The organism is Myxosarcina sp. GI1(2024), assembly GCF_053543375.1.
Window position 1 is genome coordinate 1,233,083 of the sequence record NZ_JBKGTY010000001.1, and the last position, 17,778, is coordinate 1,250,860.

The 17,778-nt window shown below is 41.7% G+C and carries 20 protein-coding genes; 5 read left to right on the plus strand and 15 right to left on the minus strand.

Annotation, left to right across the window (positions count from 1 at the left end; translation table 11 throughout):
- Nucleotides 1-23: 23 nt before the first annotated feature.
- Both crtB and pds read right to left on the minus strand, forming a co-directional pair.
- Nucleotides 24-947, minus strand: coding sequence for a 15-cis-phytoene synthase CrtB (crtB, locus tag ACLFKQ_RS05915; RefSeq protein ID WP_448998925.1), 924 nt, complete (start codon nt 945-947; stop codon nt 24-26).
- A gap of 105 nt (nt 948-1,052) precedes the next feature.
- On the minus strand, nt 1,053-2,471 hold the full coding sequence (gene pds, locus ACLFKQ_RS05920) for a 15-cis-phytoene desaturase (protein ID WP_448998926.1): 1,419 nt from the start codon (nt 2,469-2,471) through the stop codon (nt 1,053-1,055).
- A gap of 282 nt (nt 2,472-2,753) precedes the next feature.
- Here pds and ACLFKQ_RS05925 point away from each other — a divergent pair, with 282 nt between their 5' ends.
- On the plus strand, nt 2,754-2,963 hold the full coding sequence (locus ACLFKQ_RS05925; protein WP_448998927.1) for a hypothetical protein: 210 nt from the start codon (nt 2,754-2,756) through the stop codon (nt 2,961-2,963).
- 48 nt (nt 2,964-3,011) lie between these two features.
- Here ACLFKQ_RS05925 and ACLFKQ_RS05930 read toward each other — a convergent pair whose 3' ends face one another.
- Nucleotides 3,012-4,178: a 5-(carboxyamino)imidazole ribonucleotide synthase gene (locus ACLFKQ_RS05930; RefSeq protein WP_448998928.1), complete on the minus strand. Its 1,167-nt coding sequence runs from the start codon at nt 4,176-4,178 to the stop codon at nt 3,012-3,014.
- Between the two features lie 22 nt (nt 4,179-4,200).
- Nucleotides 4,201-4,518, minus strand: coding sequence for a DUF3067 family protein (locus ACLFKQ_RS05935; protein WP_448999465.1), 318 nt, complete (start codon nt 4,516-4,518; stop codon nt 4,201-4,203).
- Nucleotides 4,519-4,820: 302 nt separating this feature from the next.
- On the opposite strand from ACLFKQ_RS05935, the gene petC reads away from it, so the two are divergent.
- Both petC and petA read left to right on the plus strand, forming a co-directional pair.
- Nucleotides 4,821-5,363 (plus strand): cytochrome b6-f complex iron-sulfur subunit, encoded by a 543-nt coding sequence (gene petC, locus ACLFKQ_RS05940; RefSeq protein ID WP_448998929.1) that lies wholly within the window; start codon nt 4,821-4,823, stop codon nt 5,361-5,363.
- A gap of 69 nt (nt 5,364-5,432) precedes the next feature.
- Complete coding sequence (gene petA, locus ACLFKQ_RS05945) at nt 5,433-6,440, plus strand: cytochrome f (protein WP_448998930.1); 1,008 nt, start codon at nt 5,433-5,435, stop codon at nt 6,438-6,440.
- A 99-nt stretch (nt 6,441-6,539) separates the two neighbouring features.
- Here the strand turns inward: petA and ACLFKQ_RS05950 are convergent, their stop codons facing one another.
- From ACLFKQ_RS05950 to ACLFKQ_RS05965, 4 genes are all read right to left on the minus strand, one after another.
- Nucleotides 6,540-7,112, minus strand: a complete 573-nt coding sequence (locus tag ACLFKQ_RS05950) for a Uma2 family endonuclease (RefSeq protein WP_448998931.1) — start codon at nt 7,110-7,112, stop codon at nt 6,540-6,542.
- A gap of 27 nt (nt 7,113-7,139) precedes the next feature.
- On the minus strand, nt 7,140-7,757 hold the full coding sequence (locus ACLFKQ_RS05955) for a Hint domain-containing protein (protein WP_448998932.1): 618 nt from the start codon (nt 7,755-7,757) through the stop codon (nt 7,140-7,142).
- A 109-nt stretch (nt 7,758-7,866) separates the two neighbouring features.
- Nucleotides 7,867-10,065 carry a phosphoketolase family protein gene (locus ACLFKQ_RS05960; protein ID WP_448998933.1) on the minus strand — a complete coding sequence of 733 codons (2,199 nt, stop codon included), beginning with the start codon at nt 10,063-10,065 and terminating at the stop codon, nt 7,867-7,869.
- A gap of 265 nt (nt 10,066-10,330) precedes the next feature.
- Nucleotides 10,331-10,765, minus strand: a complete 435-nt coding sequence (locus ACLFKQ_RS05965; protein WP_448998934.1) for a peroxiredoxin — start codon at nt 10,763-10,765, stop codon at nt 10,331-10,333.
- Between the two features lie 135 nt (nt 10,766-10,900).
- On the opposite strand from ACLFKQ_RS05965, the gene hisIE reads away from it, so the two are divergent.
- Nucleotides 10,901-11,533 (plus strand): bifunctional phosphoribosyl-AMP cyclohydrolase/phosphoribosyl-ATP diphosphatase HisIE, encoded by a 633-nt coding sequence (hisIE, locus tag ACLFKQ_RS05970; protein WP_448998935.1) that lies wholly within the window; start codon nt 10,901-10,903, stop codon nt 11,531-11,533.
- 142 nt (nt 11,534-11,675) lie between these two features.
- Here hisIE and ACLFKQ_RS05975 read toward each other — a convergent pair whose 3' ends face one another.
- From ACLFKQ_RS05975 to ACLFKQ_RS05985, 3 genes are all read right to left on the minus strand, one after another.
- On the minus strand, nt 11,676-12,476 hold the full coding sequence (locus ACLFKQ_RS05975) for a TPM domain-containing protein (protein ID WP_448998936.1): 801 nt from the start codon (nt 12,474-12,476) through the stop codon (nt 11,676-11,678).
- Between the two features lie 179 nt (nt 12,477-12,655).
- A complete protein-coding gene (locus ACLFKQ_RS05980) occupies nt 12,656-13,030 on the minus strand; it encodes a DUF948 domain-containing protein (RefSeq protein WP_448998937.1) in 375 nt (124 codons plus the stop codon).
- 18 nt (nt 13,031-13,048) lie between these two features.
- The gene (locus ACLFKQ_RS05985) at nt 13,049-13,402 is read right to left on the minus strand and encodes a YtxH domain-containing protein (RefSeq protein ID WP_448998938.1); all 354 of its coding nucleotides are present in this window, start codon (nt 13,400-13,402) and stop codon (nt 13,049-13,051) included.
- 104 nt (nt 13,403-13,506) lie between these two features.
- Here ACLFKQ_RS05985 and fmt point away from each other — a divergent pair, with 104 nt between their 5' ends.
- The gene (gene fmt / locus ACLFKQ_RS05990) at nt 13,507-14,508 is read left to right on the plus strand and encodes a methionyl-tRNA formyltransferase (RefSeq protein WP_448998939.1); all 1,002 of its coding nucleotides are present in this window, start codon (nt 13,507-13,509) and stop codon (nt 14,506-14,508) included.
- Here fmt and ACLFKQ_RS05995 read toward each other — a convergent pair.
- The 4 genes from ACLFKQ_RS05995 to ACLFKQ_RS06010 all read right to left on the minus strand — a co-directional run bounded on the left by ACLFKQ_RS05995 (nt 14,505) and on the right by ACLFKQ_RS06010 (nt 17,770).
- Nucleotides 14,505-14,861, minus strand: coding sequence for a DUF6464 family protein (locus ACLFKQ_RS05995; protein WP_448998940.1), 357 nt, complete (start codon nt 14,859-14,861; stop codon nt 14,505-14,507). The two genes, fmt and ACLFKQ_RS05995, sit on opposite strands and share 4 nt — an antisense overlap.
- Nucleotides 14,862-15,155: 294 nt before the next feature.
- Nucleotides 15,156-15,740 carry a PAP/fibrillin family protein gene (locus ACLFKQ_RS06000; protein WP_448998941.1) on the minus strand — a complete coding sequence of 195 codons (585 nt, stop codon included), beginning with the start codon at nt 15,738-15,740 and terminating at the stop codon, nt 15,156-15,158.
- Nucleotides 15,741-16,141: 401 nt separating this feature from the next.
- A complete protein-coding gene (locus ACLFKQ_RS06005) occupies nt 16,142-16,876 on the minus strand; it encodes a hypothetical protein (RefSeq protein WP_448998942.1) in 735 nt (244 codons plus the stop codon).
- 120 nt (nt 16,877-16,996) lie between these two features.
- Entirely contained in the window at nt 16,997-17,770 is a 774-nt protein-coding gene (locus tag ACLFKQ_RS06010; RefSeq protein ID WP_448998943.1) for an RNA polymerase sigma factor SigF, read from the minus strand.
- Between the last annotated feature and the right edge of the window lie 8 nt (nt 17,771-17,778).

Genomic DNA, 17,778 nt, shown 5'->3' on the forward strand with positions numbered 1-17,778 from the left:
ACAGGGCAATTAGCCAATCACCCTTACAGTACTTGTGCTCTCAACCAGGCAACGGGTAAAGCTAGCGTCTTTTTGTAGTTGGAGACGTAAGCTCTCTGATGGAAAACATCATAGTTATTACCTTCGATCGCATCTAAAATTCCCTGATAGAGCATTAAAGCAGACCAAACCGCCAAACGTGATTCCAAATAGCGAATTCCCGCCTCCGCTTGCTGATAATATTTTCTGGCTCGTGCGATTTGATAACGCATAACTTTTCGCCAGCGCTCGTCAATAACACCCGCCAGCAATTCCTCTTCGCTGTAGTTAAATGCGGCTAAATCTTCTAGAGGTAAATAAATGCGATCGCGTTTGGCATCTTCCCCAACATCGCGCAAGATATTGGTTAGCTGCATGGCTATGCCCAAACTTACCGCTTCTTCTGTAGGAATATAGGGTGATTTGTCTTTTTCCCATGGAACGGAATTAGAGCGATTTTTAATTCCCAACACGGCATTGGACATTAAACCCACCGTACCCGCTACCCGATAGCAGTAAAGCTTTAGTTCTTCAAAGGTCTGATAGCGATTGCGATTGAGATCCATCTGCTGTCCGGCGATCATATCTCGAAACGGTTGAATATCGAGGGGAAAACGTTCGATCGTATCTACTAAGGCAACATCCGTATCGTCAATTGGCTGTCCTGCAAACACCGATTCTAGCTGCCGTTCCCATTCTGCTAGAGTTTCTTTAGTTGTATATCTTGCTTTAACACCATCTACCAGTTCGTCGGTAAGACGACACCAAGCGTAAATTGCCCAAATTGCCCTACTTTTTTCTTTGGGCATCAATAGAGTACCGAGATAAAAAGTCTTGGCATATTCTGCCGTAACTTGGCGGCAGTATTCATAAGACTCGGCAGTTGAGACGAGATTTTTTTTCGGTTGTGATTTTGGTAGTTGCAACATTCACCAGCAAACAGAAATACTGTCTTTTGTTGGAGGGCAAGAAGTAGGATTACATTGTCGAGCATTGTCTAATATGACTGACTGCTTGAGACTAGCGATCGTCAATTAGATTTCTACAGCAGTTTTTTCGGGTTCCCTCGCTAGGATGACTGGATAATCATTAGCGATCGCTTTAGCTGCTAGTTTACCAGACAGAACCGCACCTTCCATACTTCCCAAATATTCTTGCATAGTATAGCTACCAGCGAGATAAAAGTTGTCAATCGGGGTCTTTTGAGTGGGGCGATAAGCCTGTCTACCTGGAATAGCTCGATATACCGAACGTGGAGTTTTTACTACTTTTGATTTCAAGAGTCGAGCGCGGTTTTCCCCTGTGAAATAATCGGGAAAAAGATTTTTGAGTTCTTCTATGGTTGCCGCGATGATTTCTTCATCGGATTTAGCGATCCAATCTTTGGCTGGTGCTAAAACTAACTCCAACATCGATTTATCCGGATCGGCATATCCTTTACAAGTGTTACTCATGTCGGCATAAACGCTGAGTAAGGACGAGCGAGAAAATAATAATTGATCGATATCCGATAGCTTGCGATCGAACCACAGATGTAGATTGATTACTTCTACACCTTCAATGTTTTGCAGTTTATTAAAAAATTCGATTTTTCGCCAAGACTCGGGCAGCATGGTTTTTAGCGGATCGACCGACATTGCCGAAACATAGATATCCGCTGTTAGAGTTTCATCACCAGCACCGTTTTTGCCTCTGAGTTTAAAACCGGTGACTTTCCCCTCTTCATCGGTCAAAATTTCTTTAAGTGGTGCGTTTAAGCGGACTTCTCCACCTCGTTCGACAATATAGTCTACCAGTGGCTGACACAATCGTTCGGTAGGGGAACCGTCTAGAAAAGCGACTTTGGAACCATAACGCTCTTTTAAAAAACGATTGAGTGCAGTAAGGGGAATGGTTGCCGAAACCTCATCGGGGTCGATAAAAGTTAGAGCTTTAGAGGCAGCGATAAAAATATCACTGTTGACGCGATCGCTAACTCCCTGCTTTTTCAGCCATTCTAAAAGGCTATATTTGTCCATACCTTCGACGTATTTTTGTCCCCTGACAATTGCTGGTAGCAACCCAATGGCAAAACGAATCTTTTGCTCCCAAGTCAACATATCGTTATTACGCAGAATGGAAACGATCACGTTAAAGGGGGCGGGAATGTCGGGAACGTCAAAGCGCGAATAAGTTCCTGGTTTTTCTGGCTGGTTGAAGATTAGGGTGTGTTCTTTCCACTGCAGTCGATCTTCAATGCCCAATTCTTTAAACAACTGCAGCATATTTGGGTACGCTCCGAAAAATACGTGCAGTCCCGTTTCATACCAATCTCCATCTTCATCTTGCCAAGCAGCCACCAAGCCACCAAGCACATCTCGACGTTCGAGGACAACTGGTCGATATCCTGCATCTACTAAGTATTTGGCACAAGCTAATCCTGCCAATCCTGCTCCGGCGATCGCAACACGCATCTGAAAATCTCAATCTGGTTTTTACTTAACTCAAATTATTATAGTTTGCATTTCGTTACATTTGCTCATTATTCGAGATTGAGCCGAACTTCAAAGGAATAATTCGGACTTAAAACTTAGATTATTTGCTAAACATACATTCATTTAATATTTTTGACCAGCTGCATTTCGTAGTCAAAAGTAAAGTATCGTTTGTTACAGATTATTGAAATAGTAGTCATTGTTACCAAAAGCCTTGATAAACTTAAATTTTGCTAGGCAATCTTTCGGAGGGTAAAAAACATGAGAACCGACCGCACTCATCACCACTTAGGTGTTAGAGAACGTCACGACAATCCGATTTATACCGTACTTCTCGTTGTTTGTAGCTCATTTGTCATTGGAGCGATACCGATAATTTATGGCTTCAGTCTAAATACCAACAGTCCCGAGAGCAATACTACTACCACAACACAACTTTCTCCCTGGAGTGTTTTAGGAGAGAGAGATTAAGCCGGCGAGCGAGATAGGGAGAGAAACAAGGGAAATTATCTTGACTTCCTACTTGGCTATTTTGGATCGCTCCTCAGCACCTTCGTCCAACTTGGTTTGATACCAAATTGATTCGATTTGTTTGGCGAGCGCTTTAGCATGAGGAAGGGTTTGTCGATCTAGTAATACGGTTGCATGACCTAATTTTCTGCCTGGATAAGAGGTTTTACCGTACCAGTATAGGTGAGCATTGGCAATAGCACCGATTTGCTCTCGCTGCTGCTGATAATCAGAATGAGAATTTTCGTATCCCAGTAAATTGACCATTACCGCACCAGCAGACTTTAGCCGAGGCGAACCCAAAGGTAAATCGGCGATCACCTGAAGCTGCATGGCAAACTGAGAAGTGTAACAAGCATCCAAACTATAGTGTCCTGAATTATGAGTACGCGGTGCAATTTCGTTAACCAACACTCGTTCGTCGCCGGTTAAAAATAATTCGATCCCAAATAACCCGACTACTTGAAGCCGCTCGAGTAGTTTTCGCGCGATCTCCTGACATTTCTCTTGTACTGTTTGAGAAATGTCGGCAGGTACCTTTACCCAATGACAGACGCGATTTTGCTGGTAAGTTTCTACTATGGGATAAATGACAGTTTCTCCAGATGCGCTACGAGCCGCAATTACCGCCAGTTCTTTAGTGAAGGGAACGAACTCCTCCGCCAACATCTGCAATTTGTTTCGTTCGAGGATCTCTGGGAGTGTGGCGCGATCGCGAACGATAAATGTCCCCTGTCCGTCATATCCATGACGACGAGCTTTGAGAACTAAAGGAAGCTCGAAACTCTCAAGCTCTACTGTAGTCGTCACGGGAGCAAACCGAGGTACGTCAAGTCCAATTTGCTCTAGATAGGTACGCTGTTGGTACTTATCTAGTAATGGCGCCAGAGTAGCTAGGTTGGGGCTAAAGCAAACTCCTTGCCGTTCCAAAGTTTTTAAAGCATCGAGATTAATAAATTCATTTTCAAATGTAATAATATCGCAGCGTTTAGCTAGCTCGGCTGTAGCAGCTACATCTTCAATCTCTGCTAGCACTACCCCTGCAGCTCTACTAACCGCAGGATCTTCTTGACTGGGAGTTTGAACGATTAATTCTAGCTCCAAATCTCGAGCGGCTTGTGCCATCATCCAAGCCAACTGCCCGCCACCGATAACACCAATTCGTTTCCCTTTCACGATCGCTCAATCCAAACACAACTCATACATCATCTATAATCCACTCAGAAGTACGTTCTCCCAAGTCTAGAGGAATACTAACAGCTTTTCCCAATCGGGGACGTTCGCGGGTTTGTTTGATGTGGTTTTGGATTTGTTCGTCTCCGCCCCAAGCATTAAGATAGCTAGCGATCGCATTTAAATGTTCTCGATATTCTCGTTCTGACATGGGAAAAGAAGCTTGTTCCAAATATTTCCACATCACTTGAACAAAAATTTTTCCCTTAACTTTTCTTAGCTGAATATCGTAGGAACAACCCCACTTTTCTAATAATAGTTCTCGTAACAGATCGCCTGTTATCATGCTCCTGTCTCTCTGAGGTAAAATCTTAACTCTGATTGTCAATGAGTACTCAATCTCTGTAATAATTTAATACATTGGTTGGTGTTGGGTGGAAAACTTCGTTTTCACCCCGTGCCTAATTGTTAATTTAAAGACAAGAAACTTCATAAAGAGAGGGCGGGTGAGGAAACCTCAGCCTCATGAGCTGTCCCTAATGTCTGGTATCTTGGCATCAACAAACCAGCTAAGAGACCCAAACACAAACTGCTGAATTTGTACTTGTCCTTGTTTTAGTTTACAAAAATTTACATCTTATCATTATGACTCAAATTTCTGGTTCCTCAGATGTTCCCGGTATGGGGCGCAGGCAATTTGTCAATTTGCTGACCTTTGGTTCAATTACAGGTGTAGCCTTAGGAGCGTTATATCCCGTAGTCAAATACTTTATTCCTCCTTCTAGCGGTGGTGCGGGCAGTGGTGTAACTGCCAAAGACGCATTGGGAAATGATGTCATCGTTAGCGAATTTTTAGCCGAACACAACGCAGGCGATCGCACTTTAGCTCAAGGACTCAAAGGCGACCCCACCTATATCGTTGTCAAGGGAGACGATACTATTGCCGACTATGGTATTAACGCTGTTTGTACTCATCTCGGTTGTGTCGTTCCTTGGAATGGTAGCGAAAACAAATTTATCTGCCCCTGTCACGGCTCTCAGTACAATGAGGCTGGCAAAGTTGTCAGAGGACCGGCACCTTTATCTCTAGCTTTAGCTCACGCTGAGGTTACCGAAGATGACAAACTAGTCTTTAGTGAGTGGACGGAAACCGATTTTCGTACTGGTGAAGACCCATGGTGGGCATAAAAGGTAAATTGCTTTTATCTTGAGTGAAACTGCAATCGTACCAGATACCGTAAGTAGAATTTAAAATTTTTGAGATTGTCAAACAACAAAATGACCATAAATAGACCATTGGCATGGTTGCCTACTGCCAAACGAATAATAATTAAAACAGTATTAGTAGCGATCGCCACAGTTGCTATTTTCTTGGCTAGCGATGTGGCTATTTCCCAATCGGCTGCGGCATATCCTTTTTGGGCGCAACAAACCGCACCCGATACTCCGAGAGAAGCAACGGGCAGAATTGTTTGTGCCAACTGCCATTTAGCTGAAAAAGCTGCCGAAGTGGAAATTCCTCAGTCGGTATTACCCGATACGGTATTTGAAGCCGTAGTCAAAATTCCTTACAATCTAGAAAGCCAACAGATATTAGGAGATGGATCTAAAAGCGGTTTAAACGTCGGTGCAGTTCTCATGTTACCGGAAGGATTTAAAATTGCCCCCGACGATCGCATTCCTGAAGAGATGAAGGAAAAAGTTGGCAGTATGTATTTTCAAGAATACAAAGAAGGGGATGACAACGTCATTTTAGTCGGACCCCTACCAGGAGAAGAATACCAAGAAATTACTTTTCCCGTACTCTCTCCCAACCCCAAAACTGACAAAAACATCAACTTTGGCAAATATGCGGTTCACTTGGGAGCAAATCGCGGACGCGGACAACTTTATCCCACGGGAGAGTTGAGCAATAACAATATGTTCAAAGCTTCTGCTGCCGGTACGATTACTGCAATTGCCCCTCAAGATGGCGGCGGTTACGAAGTAACCATCAATACCGGCGAAGACACCGTAGTCGATTCCATTCCTCCAGGTCCCGAACTTATGGTCACTGAAGGTCAACAAGTTGCGGCTGGTGACGCTTTAACCAATAACCCCAACGTCGGCGGTTTTGGACAAAAAGATACTGAGGTAGTCTTACAAAGTCCCGCTCGGATTGCTGGCTTGGTAGTTTTTGTAGCCGGCATTATGATCGCTCAGGTATTGCTGGTAATTAAGAAAAAACAAATTGAAAGAGTTCAAGCTGCGGAAATGAACTTCTAATTGGTTTTGAATCTTTTATTAAAGTTTAAGGACAGGCTAACAACCTGTCCTGTTTATTTGTAGCTCGTCATAATCAATGTCACTCCCATGAACTCGATCTTACAAAATAGGTTGCAAATCGAGGATAAACTCACGTAATATGTTTTCTCCTGATAGACTATTGGGCGCATTTAAAATCTCAACTTGTTTTCCCTGACGATAAATTTCTACTTGGTGTTTTTGAGGATCGATTAGCCAGCCCAATATCATGCCATTATCCAAATATTCGTGCATTTTTGCTTGAGTCTTAGCTAAGTCGTCACTGGGTGAAAGCAGTTCAATCGCAAAATCGGGACATAGAGGCAGAAATTTTTGTTTTTGTTCGTCAGTTAGAACATCCCATTTAGCTAAAGGTATCCAAGAAGCATCGGGAGATCGATTTGCACCGTTGGGTAATTTAAACCCTGTAGAAGAATCAAAAACTTTACCTAAATTAGTCCGATTATTCCAAACCCACAACTGAGCAATAATTTCCGCGTTTTTGTTTACCGTTTCACCGCCTGTTGGGGGCATAATCACTATATCTTCATCAGCATTCCTTTCAATGTGTAAATCGCGGTTATCGATACATAGTTGATAAAACTGTTCGTCGGTTAATTCGAGCGATCGCAAGTCGAGGGTTAAAGTATCCATTGCGTTGTTATTGAGCTAGTAGGTTTGCTATATAACTTGACTAATGTTTACTAAATAGTATTTTTGGGTTAGCGTTAACTTGACATCCCAATACTCACCAAAAGAACGATGATATGGTTTACCACTAAAAATGTATCCTGTGGGAGAAAGCTTAAAATTAATCATTTCTCCGTTAATTTGAACTCTAAAAAAACATTGATATTCTTCTAGTTCAATATCTATAGGTATTATCTGAGATAAACGGCAATCATAAATAATATCAAAATTATTACCAAAGTTACTTTTGAAAATTTCTTTTTGTTTTGTATAAAAATATTCGTTTATATAATCAGTCATTGATGAAAAATTTTTGGTCGTCCAATCACGCTGATATTGAATTAAATAGTAATCAGGAGAATTAATAATTTCGATTTTACCAACAGTTCCTCGCTCTTGATGATGAGTTGAGAAATGATAACTAATAACGCGATCGCCCGAACGTAATTGCTCGATTGGTTTGTCACCTTCTGGAGTTAAAATTAATGTTCCCGCACTAAAACATCCGCCACCGCCTCCACCACGACTATAAGCAGGTTCGATATTAAGAAAGCTAATTAATAAGCATAGGCTGAGAGTAATTGCTAATATCTTAAAAAACAAAGGCAAGATAGATAATACCCGCCTTATTACTAAATATTTTATTATCGCTAGGTCGAGTAGAAGAAGAAAACAGAGGCAAGAAATATAGTCTCACCTCTTATATTTCAGTTCCAATTTAACCGAGCAATTCTTGCGATCGCTTGACAAAATTCTCGGCAGTTAAACCGTTGTAGCTCATAATTTGACCCGCGCTGCTGGCAGTTTCCCCCTGCTTCCAGGCAAAAACATCTCGCTTGCAGTTGCTACGTAAGATAACGGGTTCTAACATGGCACTAGAGCCACCAGTAACTCCAATTAAAGCATCCCCACCAAATATCGTTTCAAATTCGCCATCACTGAGGAAGTTACCGTCTGATTGACTACATTCTTCCCAAGCTACATCCGTAGAACGATATAGGCGACGGGGGCTGATTACTGAAATAATTTTAGAACCGATGCCCTGAGACTCTAATTGTGCTGCGGCTTCAAAAACAGGAATCAAAGTCATATCGCCGACTACGGCAAAGACAACCGTTTTACTGCCCGAAGTTTCCTGTAGGACGACTGCACCTTTATTCAGAGCTTCGCTCGTCTGCTCGAAAGTAGTACGAACGGGCAGAGGAGATTTACTAGCAGTAATCGTAATCCCTTTATTTTTAGTTCCCAAAGCCCATTGATAACAAGCCTGAATACTATTAGCATCGCAAGGGAATAAGGGAAAGATATTACCATTACGCATCATGGCTGCAAAGTAATTTTCAATTTCAGGGCGTTGGTGAGTCCATCCATTACGCCCTTGTTCTAATGCACCTGCGGTAAATAAGGTAATAGTAGAAGGAGTGGCACGGCGTAATTCTGCCATCGCCTGAGTGACTGTCTGCCAAATAGGTAAACCGTTAACGGCAAAAGATTCGTAAGAACACCAGAGAGAACGCGCCCCGAATAGCGCCTGTGCCGCAGCCAAACCCGCACAGGCATCTTCACTGAGAGGTTCATAAACCTGTCCTTGAGGCTGTTGAAAGTAAGTTTCATCGGTAGTCGGGTGGATAATTCTTAAAGCGATGTTGATATTATTTATTCCCGAGGCGGCATTACCGTCAGCATTGGCGACGATAAAGTCAGAGTCTTGCTGTCCTACATGGGCTACGATCGCCCCCATCGCCGTGGTGGCGACTTTTTTCTCTCCTCCTACTTCATATTGTTCTAGCGGTAAGTCTTCCAACTCTGGTAGGGGATGTTCCCGTTCGGTAACTACAGTATCTACTGCCGCACCGCCACTAGCACGCAAATAGTTAGTTCTTACTAATTCCCAGGCAGCAGGAGTTAAAGCTCTTGCTTTCAAAGCATGAACGATATAGTCTTTTTCAACATGATCGCCGGGATACAGGTTATGTGATTGCGCGCCTCGTTTGTGTACTCCCGCGCCTTTTAGCTGCTTGATGATGAGAACGGTTAATTTACCAGCTAATGCTGACTTAGCAGCCTCGTCCGCACCCTCTAATATTGCCTGCGTAAATGCCAAGCGTTGTTCGAAAGAAAATAGGGTACTGTCGACATAATCGCTAACCTGGTTACTGTCGTCGTACTCTTTAGCATCTACCAAGATAATTTCGCTAAAACCATTACCCGCCCAATACTCAATCATCTCATCATTGGTTTTAGTCGATACCATGCTGTGATGTTCTTGAGAATAACCGTTCCACACTAGGATGGGTAAAAAGTTAGTTACTTGGGGATAGGCAGTATTAAAATGACCGAAGCTACTCATCACATAGGGTTCGCCAATACCGCCATCGCCGATGGTAACGGGAAATAATACCCCGGGATGGAGCTTGGCAGCCGCCATAGCAAAATGTTGTCCCTGCCCCAAAGGTCCTGCAGGGTTGAGCAGTCCTGGAATTTGCCCCGATAAGTGTCCTAAAAGCCCACGCATCTCTCGAAAGCGATCGCGCAGCTCTTGAACGGTATTAATGCCCATCGCTTCTAGGGAGGTATCTAAAAAGACATTGCTATAAAAGCCGGGAGCGTGATGTCCTACTTCGGTAATAATATTTTTGTAGCCCAACATTACCAAAGCGGCAATCGTGTCGGCAATACTGGCAAACCCCCCGGGATGACCAGACTGTTTGCTCGCCGTAATCTGAAGAGTTAGATAGCGTAACGCCTCTGCTGCTAGCATAGTTTGATAGACGGCGGCTTTATCTGTGGGTGAAGCGATCGCCTTTTGTCCTTGGCTGATGGCTGGTTCTTTGCCATATTCATCAAAACCAGGTATAGTCTCTCTAAAATGTTGAATCCCCTGACAAAAAGCAGGAACATTAGTTGCAACGGTCATAAATCTAGTTGCCTCATTAAAATAACTGCAAGTGTTAAGTAAATCTTACAGTTTTGCGAGGTCATAAAGCGATCGGGTATTGCTATCAATCCCATTGAAACGACTAATATATAGTAATTTTCAGTTATATGAGCTTCACCATTAAAGCTTTCAAGCAATTAGCTAGCTTTAGGCTTAAAAAAAGTAGCAAGCAGCCAAGAGCGAACCGTTACTCTACTCGCTACTCGCTAAATAAAATAAACTTATGTGAATCGAAAAGCCGCCTTTAGCTCATGCTTGCTAGAATATCTCCCGCATGAGTGCTAGTGTTGACATTACTATCGACATGAACGATTTTGCCTTCACCATCGATAATATAGGTGACACGCTTAGCATATCCACCGCCATCAACATCGTAGGCTTTGATAATCGAGCCATCGCTGTCTGATAATAAGGTAAAGGGCAAACCATATTTTTCCTTAAACATTTTGTGAGATGCTTGGTCATCTCGGCTCACCCCGAGAACTACCATGTCTTTATCTTGATACTGACTGAAGCTATCACGAAAGCTTTGAGCCTGTTTGGTACAACCCGGAGTATCGTCTTTGGGATAAAAGTAAAGCACTACTGTTTTACCTTTAAAATCAGATAGAGAAACGCTGTTGCCTTCCTCGTCGGTAGTGATAAAAGAAGGTGCAGTGGTTCCAACTTCTAAAGCCATAAATCCTATGTCCTATTGAAATTGAGTTTACGCTTTTTAATATAAGTCATTTAGCCCGACAAACAGATCTCTACAACCAAATTCGCTCTGCTTAATGTGAGAAAATAATTTCCAAGTCAACTATTATTTAACACCATGTCATTTCAGTCCAGCATTCCCCTAGAGCTCATACGCTTCGACGCTCGCGGTTTAGTCCCAGCGATCGCCCAAGATTATTTAGACGGTACGGTATTGATGATGGCATGGATGAACCGCGAATCTTTGCAAAAAACTATTGAGACTGGCGAAACTTGGTATTGGAGTCGTTCGCGACAAGAATTATGGCACAAAGGCGCTACTTCGGGACACATTCAAAAAGTGCGCTCGCTGCGCTACGATTGCGACGGTGATACTTTATTGATTACGGTCGAACAAATTGGCGATCTTGCTTGTCACACGGGAGAACGTAGCTGTTTCCATCGGATAGATAGTACTAAAGCCGCGCCTCCTGCCGATACTCTTTCCGAAATCTATCGCACGATAAGCGATCGCGCCGCTAATCCTTTACCAAGTTCTTATACCTGTAAACTATTTGCTGGGGGAGATAATAAAATTCTCAAAAAAATTGGGGAAGAAAGCGCGGAAGTAGTGATGGCTTGTAAAGACGATAAACCAGAGGCGATCGCTTCTGAAGTTGCCGACTTGTTCTATCATGTTCTGGTAGCTTTAGCTTACCATCAAGTAGATCTTCGTGAAGTTTATCGCCAGCTACAGGCGAGAAGAAAGTAGAACGACGAATAAAATAATTTTTAAACCGCGTCCATATAGAGAACTAGAGTTTTAGCCAAATTCCTTTGCCCTTTGCCCCTTGCCCTTTAACCACTCTACATCATTCAATTTTCAAAACTTATCGAACTCAGGTTTTTACTGTCTATGTTTCCTCAGTAGGATTTTGATTGAATGTAGGAGATAGAAAAGCTACTACCGCACCCAGTAAAAAGCCAATAATGTTACGAAACAAAGGTAGTAATTCAGGAGTCCGAGTCACCACCGGACCCATACCAAAAGCAATAAATAAAATTCCCCACAGTGGCGACATAATTAATGCCCATTGCCATGCTATTCCTTGACCTTGCTTACGGGGTATGGCAGCTATACCCAAAATCACACCACCGACAGTAGAACTAATTAGAGTTAAAATCCACTGTTCTCTGGGAAGACCCGGAACCACATTACAGCCTCCCTGTAGCAAACAAACTTTAACCGTTTCCATCGCTTCAACGATCGCGTTATTTTCGCCATATTCTCTGACGTAATACATATTACCGAAGCGAGTTTGTAGCTCGATCCAAAAAGTTCGAGGTAAAAGATTATAGACATCATCGCCAATGCTAAAAGCCAGAAGATTGCCACCTCTACCATCGGCTACTAGCAAGATACTTTTATCGTCTAGTCCCCAAAATTCTTTTACAGCCCGACCCGGAGAACGTTCGTATTGAGTTAAAACTCTCATTTTCCAACCGGTTTCGGCTTCAAATTTATTTAAATTTTCAATTAAAGACTTTTCTTGAAGAGTAGGTATAAAGTTAGCCAAATCTACTACAGGAGTTTCTTCGGCAGGCAGTAGTTCTGGATTATTCACTGCCAGAGCAGGAGAAATAAAACAAGTAGATAAAATTAATATACAAGCTCCCCAAATTGTTAAGAAACGCTGCGTAAAATTGTTTTGCATGGTGTATTAACTAAAAAAACCTCCGTCTGCGATCGCTAGTGTTAAGACTGATTTAATTTTGTTGTAATTATTTACTTTATCTAATTATTCTAAGCTTTACAGAGTACGGAGTGTTACCCGGAAAAATTATTAACTTTGCAGCTGGCTTAGCTCGATCTTTCTTGCCTATTATGACTATTTCAGCGCTCGCGCCAGACCCGCCAAGCGGTTTTTACTCCCGTTACTAAACTGCGAGTATTAGTTTGGGCTTGTCGAACTCCTTTCCTAGCATTTACCAAACTGCGATCGACTTGTTTGACTACTTGGGAAGCACTTTCTACACTTTGATTGATTTCATCGGTCAACTCACCAACTTCTGTTCCTGTCAGACGAATTGCTTCTAGAGTAGGAGGAAATTCCCGATTGAGAGTATCAAAAAGTTTTTCGGCACTACGAGCGGCACGAGCTACTTCTTGCAGCGTGGGAATCGCGACAATTAATACGGCAACGAGGCTAAATCCTACTAAAAATAATGACAGTCCTAACCAAAATATAGGATCGAGCGAATAATTCATGAGGGCGACCGCGCTTTTTTAAGTTCGAGGAGATTGTTCTGGAGGATAAGACCTCTTTTGCGGTAGGTTGGAAGCTTTTTCTCGCTCCATTTCTTGTTGGCTGGCTGCTACTCCTGCTGCGACGGCTTCTCGCAGTTTGATTAGAGTTGCTTGCCAGTTGCGTGTAGTCGATTCTCCCAGACGGTCTGCTTGCAATTGAATAGTGCTAGCCAAATCTTCAGTCAACTCCGGTAGAGCAGCAGCAGATTTTTTTAAGATCTTTCTAGTTTCTTTGCCGGTACGCGGTGCGATTAACAATCCCAGTAGAGCACCGACAGCCCCCCCAATCGCCATTCCACTGACAAATGTATTAGCCCGAACTGATTTTGACATTACTTTAATCTCAATTTATAATCTCAAATTTTTATTCCAGCTTATCAGTTTGACGAAAATTAATTAAATTGGAAACACAATCGCGATGGTTTTTTTATCATAATATGCAAATAGTTTTTTTTGGTACTCCTCAATTTGCCGTCCCGACTCTCAAAAATCTCCTAGGTCATCCAAACTTTGATGTCGTTGGGGTAGTTACGCAACCCGACAAGCGAAGAGGCAGAGGCAACAAGACTCTACCCTCAGCAGTTAAACGATTGGCACTAGAACACGATTTACCAGTTTGGCAACCCCAAAAAATTAAACGAGATCGAGAAACAATAGAACGACTCCGAAGTAGTGCTGCCGATGCTTTTGTAGTTGTTGCTTACGGACAAATTCTCTCTTCCGAAATTCTTCAGATTCCGAAATTGGGCTGTATTAACGTTCACGGCTCTTTACTACCACAATATCGCGGTGCTGCGCCCATTCAATGGAGTATCGTTCGCGGTGAAACTAAAACGGGTATTACTACGATGCTCATGGATCGAGGTATGGACACGGGCGATATGCTACTGAAAAGCGAAACTCCCATCGCACTTTTAGATAATGCCGAGGATTTAGCTGCAACTCTGGCTCGTCAGGGAGCAAATCTATTAATTGAAACTCTATTGAAACTAAAACATCAAGCAATCAAGCCAATTCCTCAAGACGACTCTGCCGCAACTTATGCCCCCTTAATTAGTAAATCGGACTTGGCGGTCGATTGGTCGCTAGAGGCAATTGCAATCCACAATCGAATTAGAGGTTTTTATCCTAGTTGTGTGGCTACCTATGAAGAGCGAAAATTAAAAGTTTTGGCTACGGTACCAGTAACTAAAACTCATTTAGATCTGCTTCCTCCTAAATATGACACTCTAAAACAGCAGTGGTCAGATTTAGACTTACTTCAAGGAAATCCAGGGGAAATCGTCCGCAGTATTAAAAATTTCGGACCGATAGTGCAAACGGGAGCGGGCTTATTATTACTCGAACGAGTACAGCCTACCGGAAAACGTCAGCAGTCTGGTTGGGATTTTGTCAATGGAATGCGTCTATCAATAGGTACTAAACTTGGAAATGGTTAAGTTTCGTAATGATGACAATCTTGACAAGGGCCTTCAGGATTAACGGCACAGCGCATAATTTCCGAACGAGCATTATAACGACAGGTAGCATCTCCTATCACCCAGCGGTCTTCGAGCAAGCTTTGTTCGTCAGTTGGTTTTAATTCTTGAACGTGCACGGAAACATTTTGCAGGCGATAACCACCTATTCTATATTGGTAGTGATGGTGTCGTTCCAAAATAGCATAAGTTTTTCCTGCTAACTCTAGATAATTACCAGGTTGGGGCGTAGAGTCGAGATGTATTTTACCGAGAGAGCGTCGAGAATTGGCAAGAATAATTTCTGTTGGTAATGAATCTGACTGTAATGACATCAACTAAATAGGTAGAATCAATTAGAAAAAAGTAGTTAAAGTAGGAATAAGCAAAGCAATTAAATAGGTAGAATCAATTAGAAAAAAGTAGTTAAAGTAGGAATAAGCAAAGCAATATAGATTAGAAAATAGTTCGCGATCGATCTCTAATTCAGACTCTGCGGGCTTTACATTAAATTTAAATATTTCAGGTATGAGTTACCTACTCGTGCCCGATTTTTATGCCCTAGACGAGACTAACGCTTCTCCTCTGCTAGTTTGGAAAACTTTTGAGATTTTATTTAGGTTGCTAGCTCACTTTTTAGCCAAGACGAATACACTTCCTTGATTTCCCCTACCAACACGCATATCTTCATCTAAATAAGTTATGTCCAGCCATCCTTTTTGTTGGCGACGGTCGAGGCCGAAATCTAAAGGAAAAAACTTTTTACCTGATTCTATTTGCTGAATAAATTTGCTCGGTGAACTATAGGCGAAAAAACGCTGCAAACAGATTATGGAACGCTCGAACATAACATTGACTCGGCGATTGTTAACTGGTTCAAAGGTAGCGACAACACTCACTAAACCTTCCAATAAAGGCAAACCGACAATTTCGGCAATGTTATAAATTTTGGCTTCTGAAGTCCGAATACATTGATAAATTTGCCCCAACTTAAGTAGGGGAAAGCGGTCTAAACCGAGTATACCTTTGCTGGTCGTGTAGAGTAATCGCCAATCGCCTTCTAATAGCTCTTGGGATTTGATTGGTTGAGGATTGGGGTTACAATCTTCTAGCTGTTGAATCGCTGAAAGGACGCGGACGTTATCAACTTCACTGGCTAATAAACCGCGATTTTTTCCAGCAATTGCTTCTAATAATTCTGCTTTCTTACTCATAGGTCTTATTTTGGCTGTAGTAATAAATGACATCAGCCTGTTCGGATAACGGATACAATAGACTTCTTGCATGAATCATCATTAACTACTCAAGCTAGGGGAAAAGGGGAAAGGTCAAAGGAAAAAAGGTTTGATTATTTATTCATGCAAGAGATCTAATCTATTCTATAAAGCCCGAGTGGATTAATTTCCTTTCTATCTATTTCCCATCTCTATAGCTATCATATAAGCTTATCGTACTTAATAAGACTTAATAAAAAAACGCCAGGCGATCGCAATTCCGAGAGTTTCGGTCGGTCACAGATTGCTGGCGCAATTTCCTAATCGAGGTCGCTCTTCAATTTAGCCTTGGGAAAATCGGATTTTTGCTAACGACATGGTATAATAGTTCGCCCGTCAAACTAACTGTTCGGAAGCTTGTTAGAAGCCGATTGCGAAATGAATTCTGTTTCTTCTGAGTCTGCTGATTCTCCAACTTCCCGAGCAACTTCGACGCCAAATTGTTCCAAAATTACTAAAGGAGTGGGAAAATTATTGAAGTCAATGCTTTTAACTAAAATTTGACCGTTAGATATATATTGTCCTACTTCTACGTAGCGACTTGTAGATTCTTCTGGAGCATTGATAATTATTTTATCTTTACCATCGACTTTGACTACTCCTGTGATTACCACTTTTTTTGCTAAAGTTGGTTCCGAAAATTCATCATCTTCTTCTAAAGATGATTCTAACAATTCGTCGTCTGAAGGTTCAAACGTAGGCGTGCTAGTAACCTTTGGAGGCAGTTCTGTGTTAGTTTCGGTTGAGTCATCTTCTTCAATTTCGATTTGTGGTTGGACGTTAATCGCTGAAAAGGGATCTTGTCTTCCCGTGGCAATACTTCTGACTCTAGTATTGGGGTTAGTTACTGGAATTAAACCAACGATTTTTTGATTATCTGATAATTCTGCTGCTTCGCCTTCTAAAACTTGAGTTTCTGGGACGGCAGAATCGGCGGTAGTATTAACTGAGATGCCGTTAGGTTCGATTTTATTTTCAGCTTCATTTCGGAGTCCCATAAAATCGGACAAATACGAGCAACCCCCTGTGGATAAAGATAGAATACTTGCTAATAACAATATTGCAGTTTTATTCATACTAATTATTTTATTAATTAATCTAAGATTTTTATTTAAGTCGAGGGGTTTGCTAATAAATCGCTCTGTGCCATCGATTGTTCTACATTCATTTATTATTTTTTAAACTCGAGAATATTATCATTTTTCTGTCATCATAGATTGTTTGAGTATGTTCAAACCTTTTTTAAGCTGACGAGAAACAGTTACGACACTAATACCTAATAATTTAGCGGTTTCTTTCTGAGTTAAATCTTGTAAAAAGACAAATTCTAAAACATTTCTAGTACGTTCTTCTAATTCGCCTAAGGCTTGTTGCAGGCGTATTCTATCTTCGCAAACTAGTTGAAAACTACGATACTTGGGATCGGCAACTAAATCGCATAAACTAGTTTGATTATCGCGACCGTGGTCAACAGAAACATCTAAGCTGATCGGCTTTCTATTTTGATAAGCTAGTCGAATATCCTGCCATTCTTTAAGAGAGAGTTCTAAGTACTGAGCAATTTCCGAATCTGTAGGTTGGCGATGATAAGTTTCACGAAACTGATTGACAAAAGCCACCGACTGTCTTCTTAATTCTAACCAACGGCGGGGAATACGAAGGGTGCAGCTTTTATCTCTCAAATAGTGTTGAATTTCACCTCTAATATAAGGAATTGCAAAAGAACTAAAAGCATTACCCTTTTCGATACTAAAACGTTCGATTGCTCGGATTAAACCAATCGAACCAACCTGTAACAAGTCTTCGTAGCTTTCATTGCATTGATTCATCCAGTGATGTGCTTCTTTTTTGACCAGACCAAAATTCAATTCCACGATTTGATTGCGAATAGTGGTATTTTGAGAAGTTTGATATTGCTGAAGCAAATATAAACTATCTATTTTGATACTTTTATTTAAACAGGCTGTCATTTTATAAA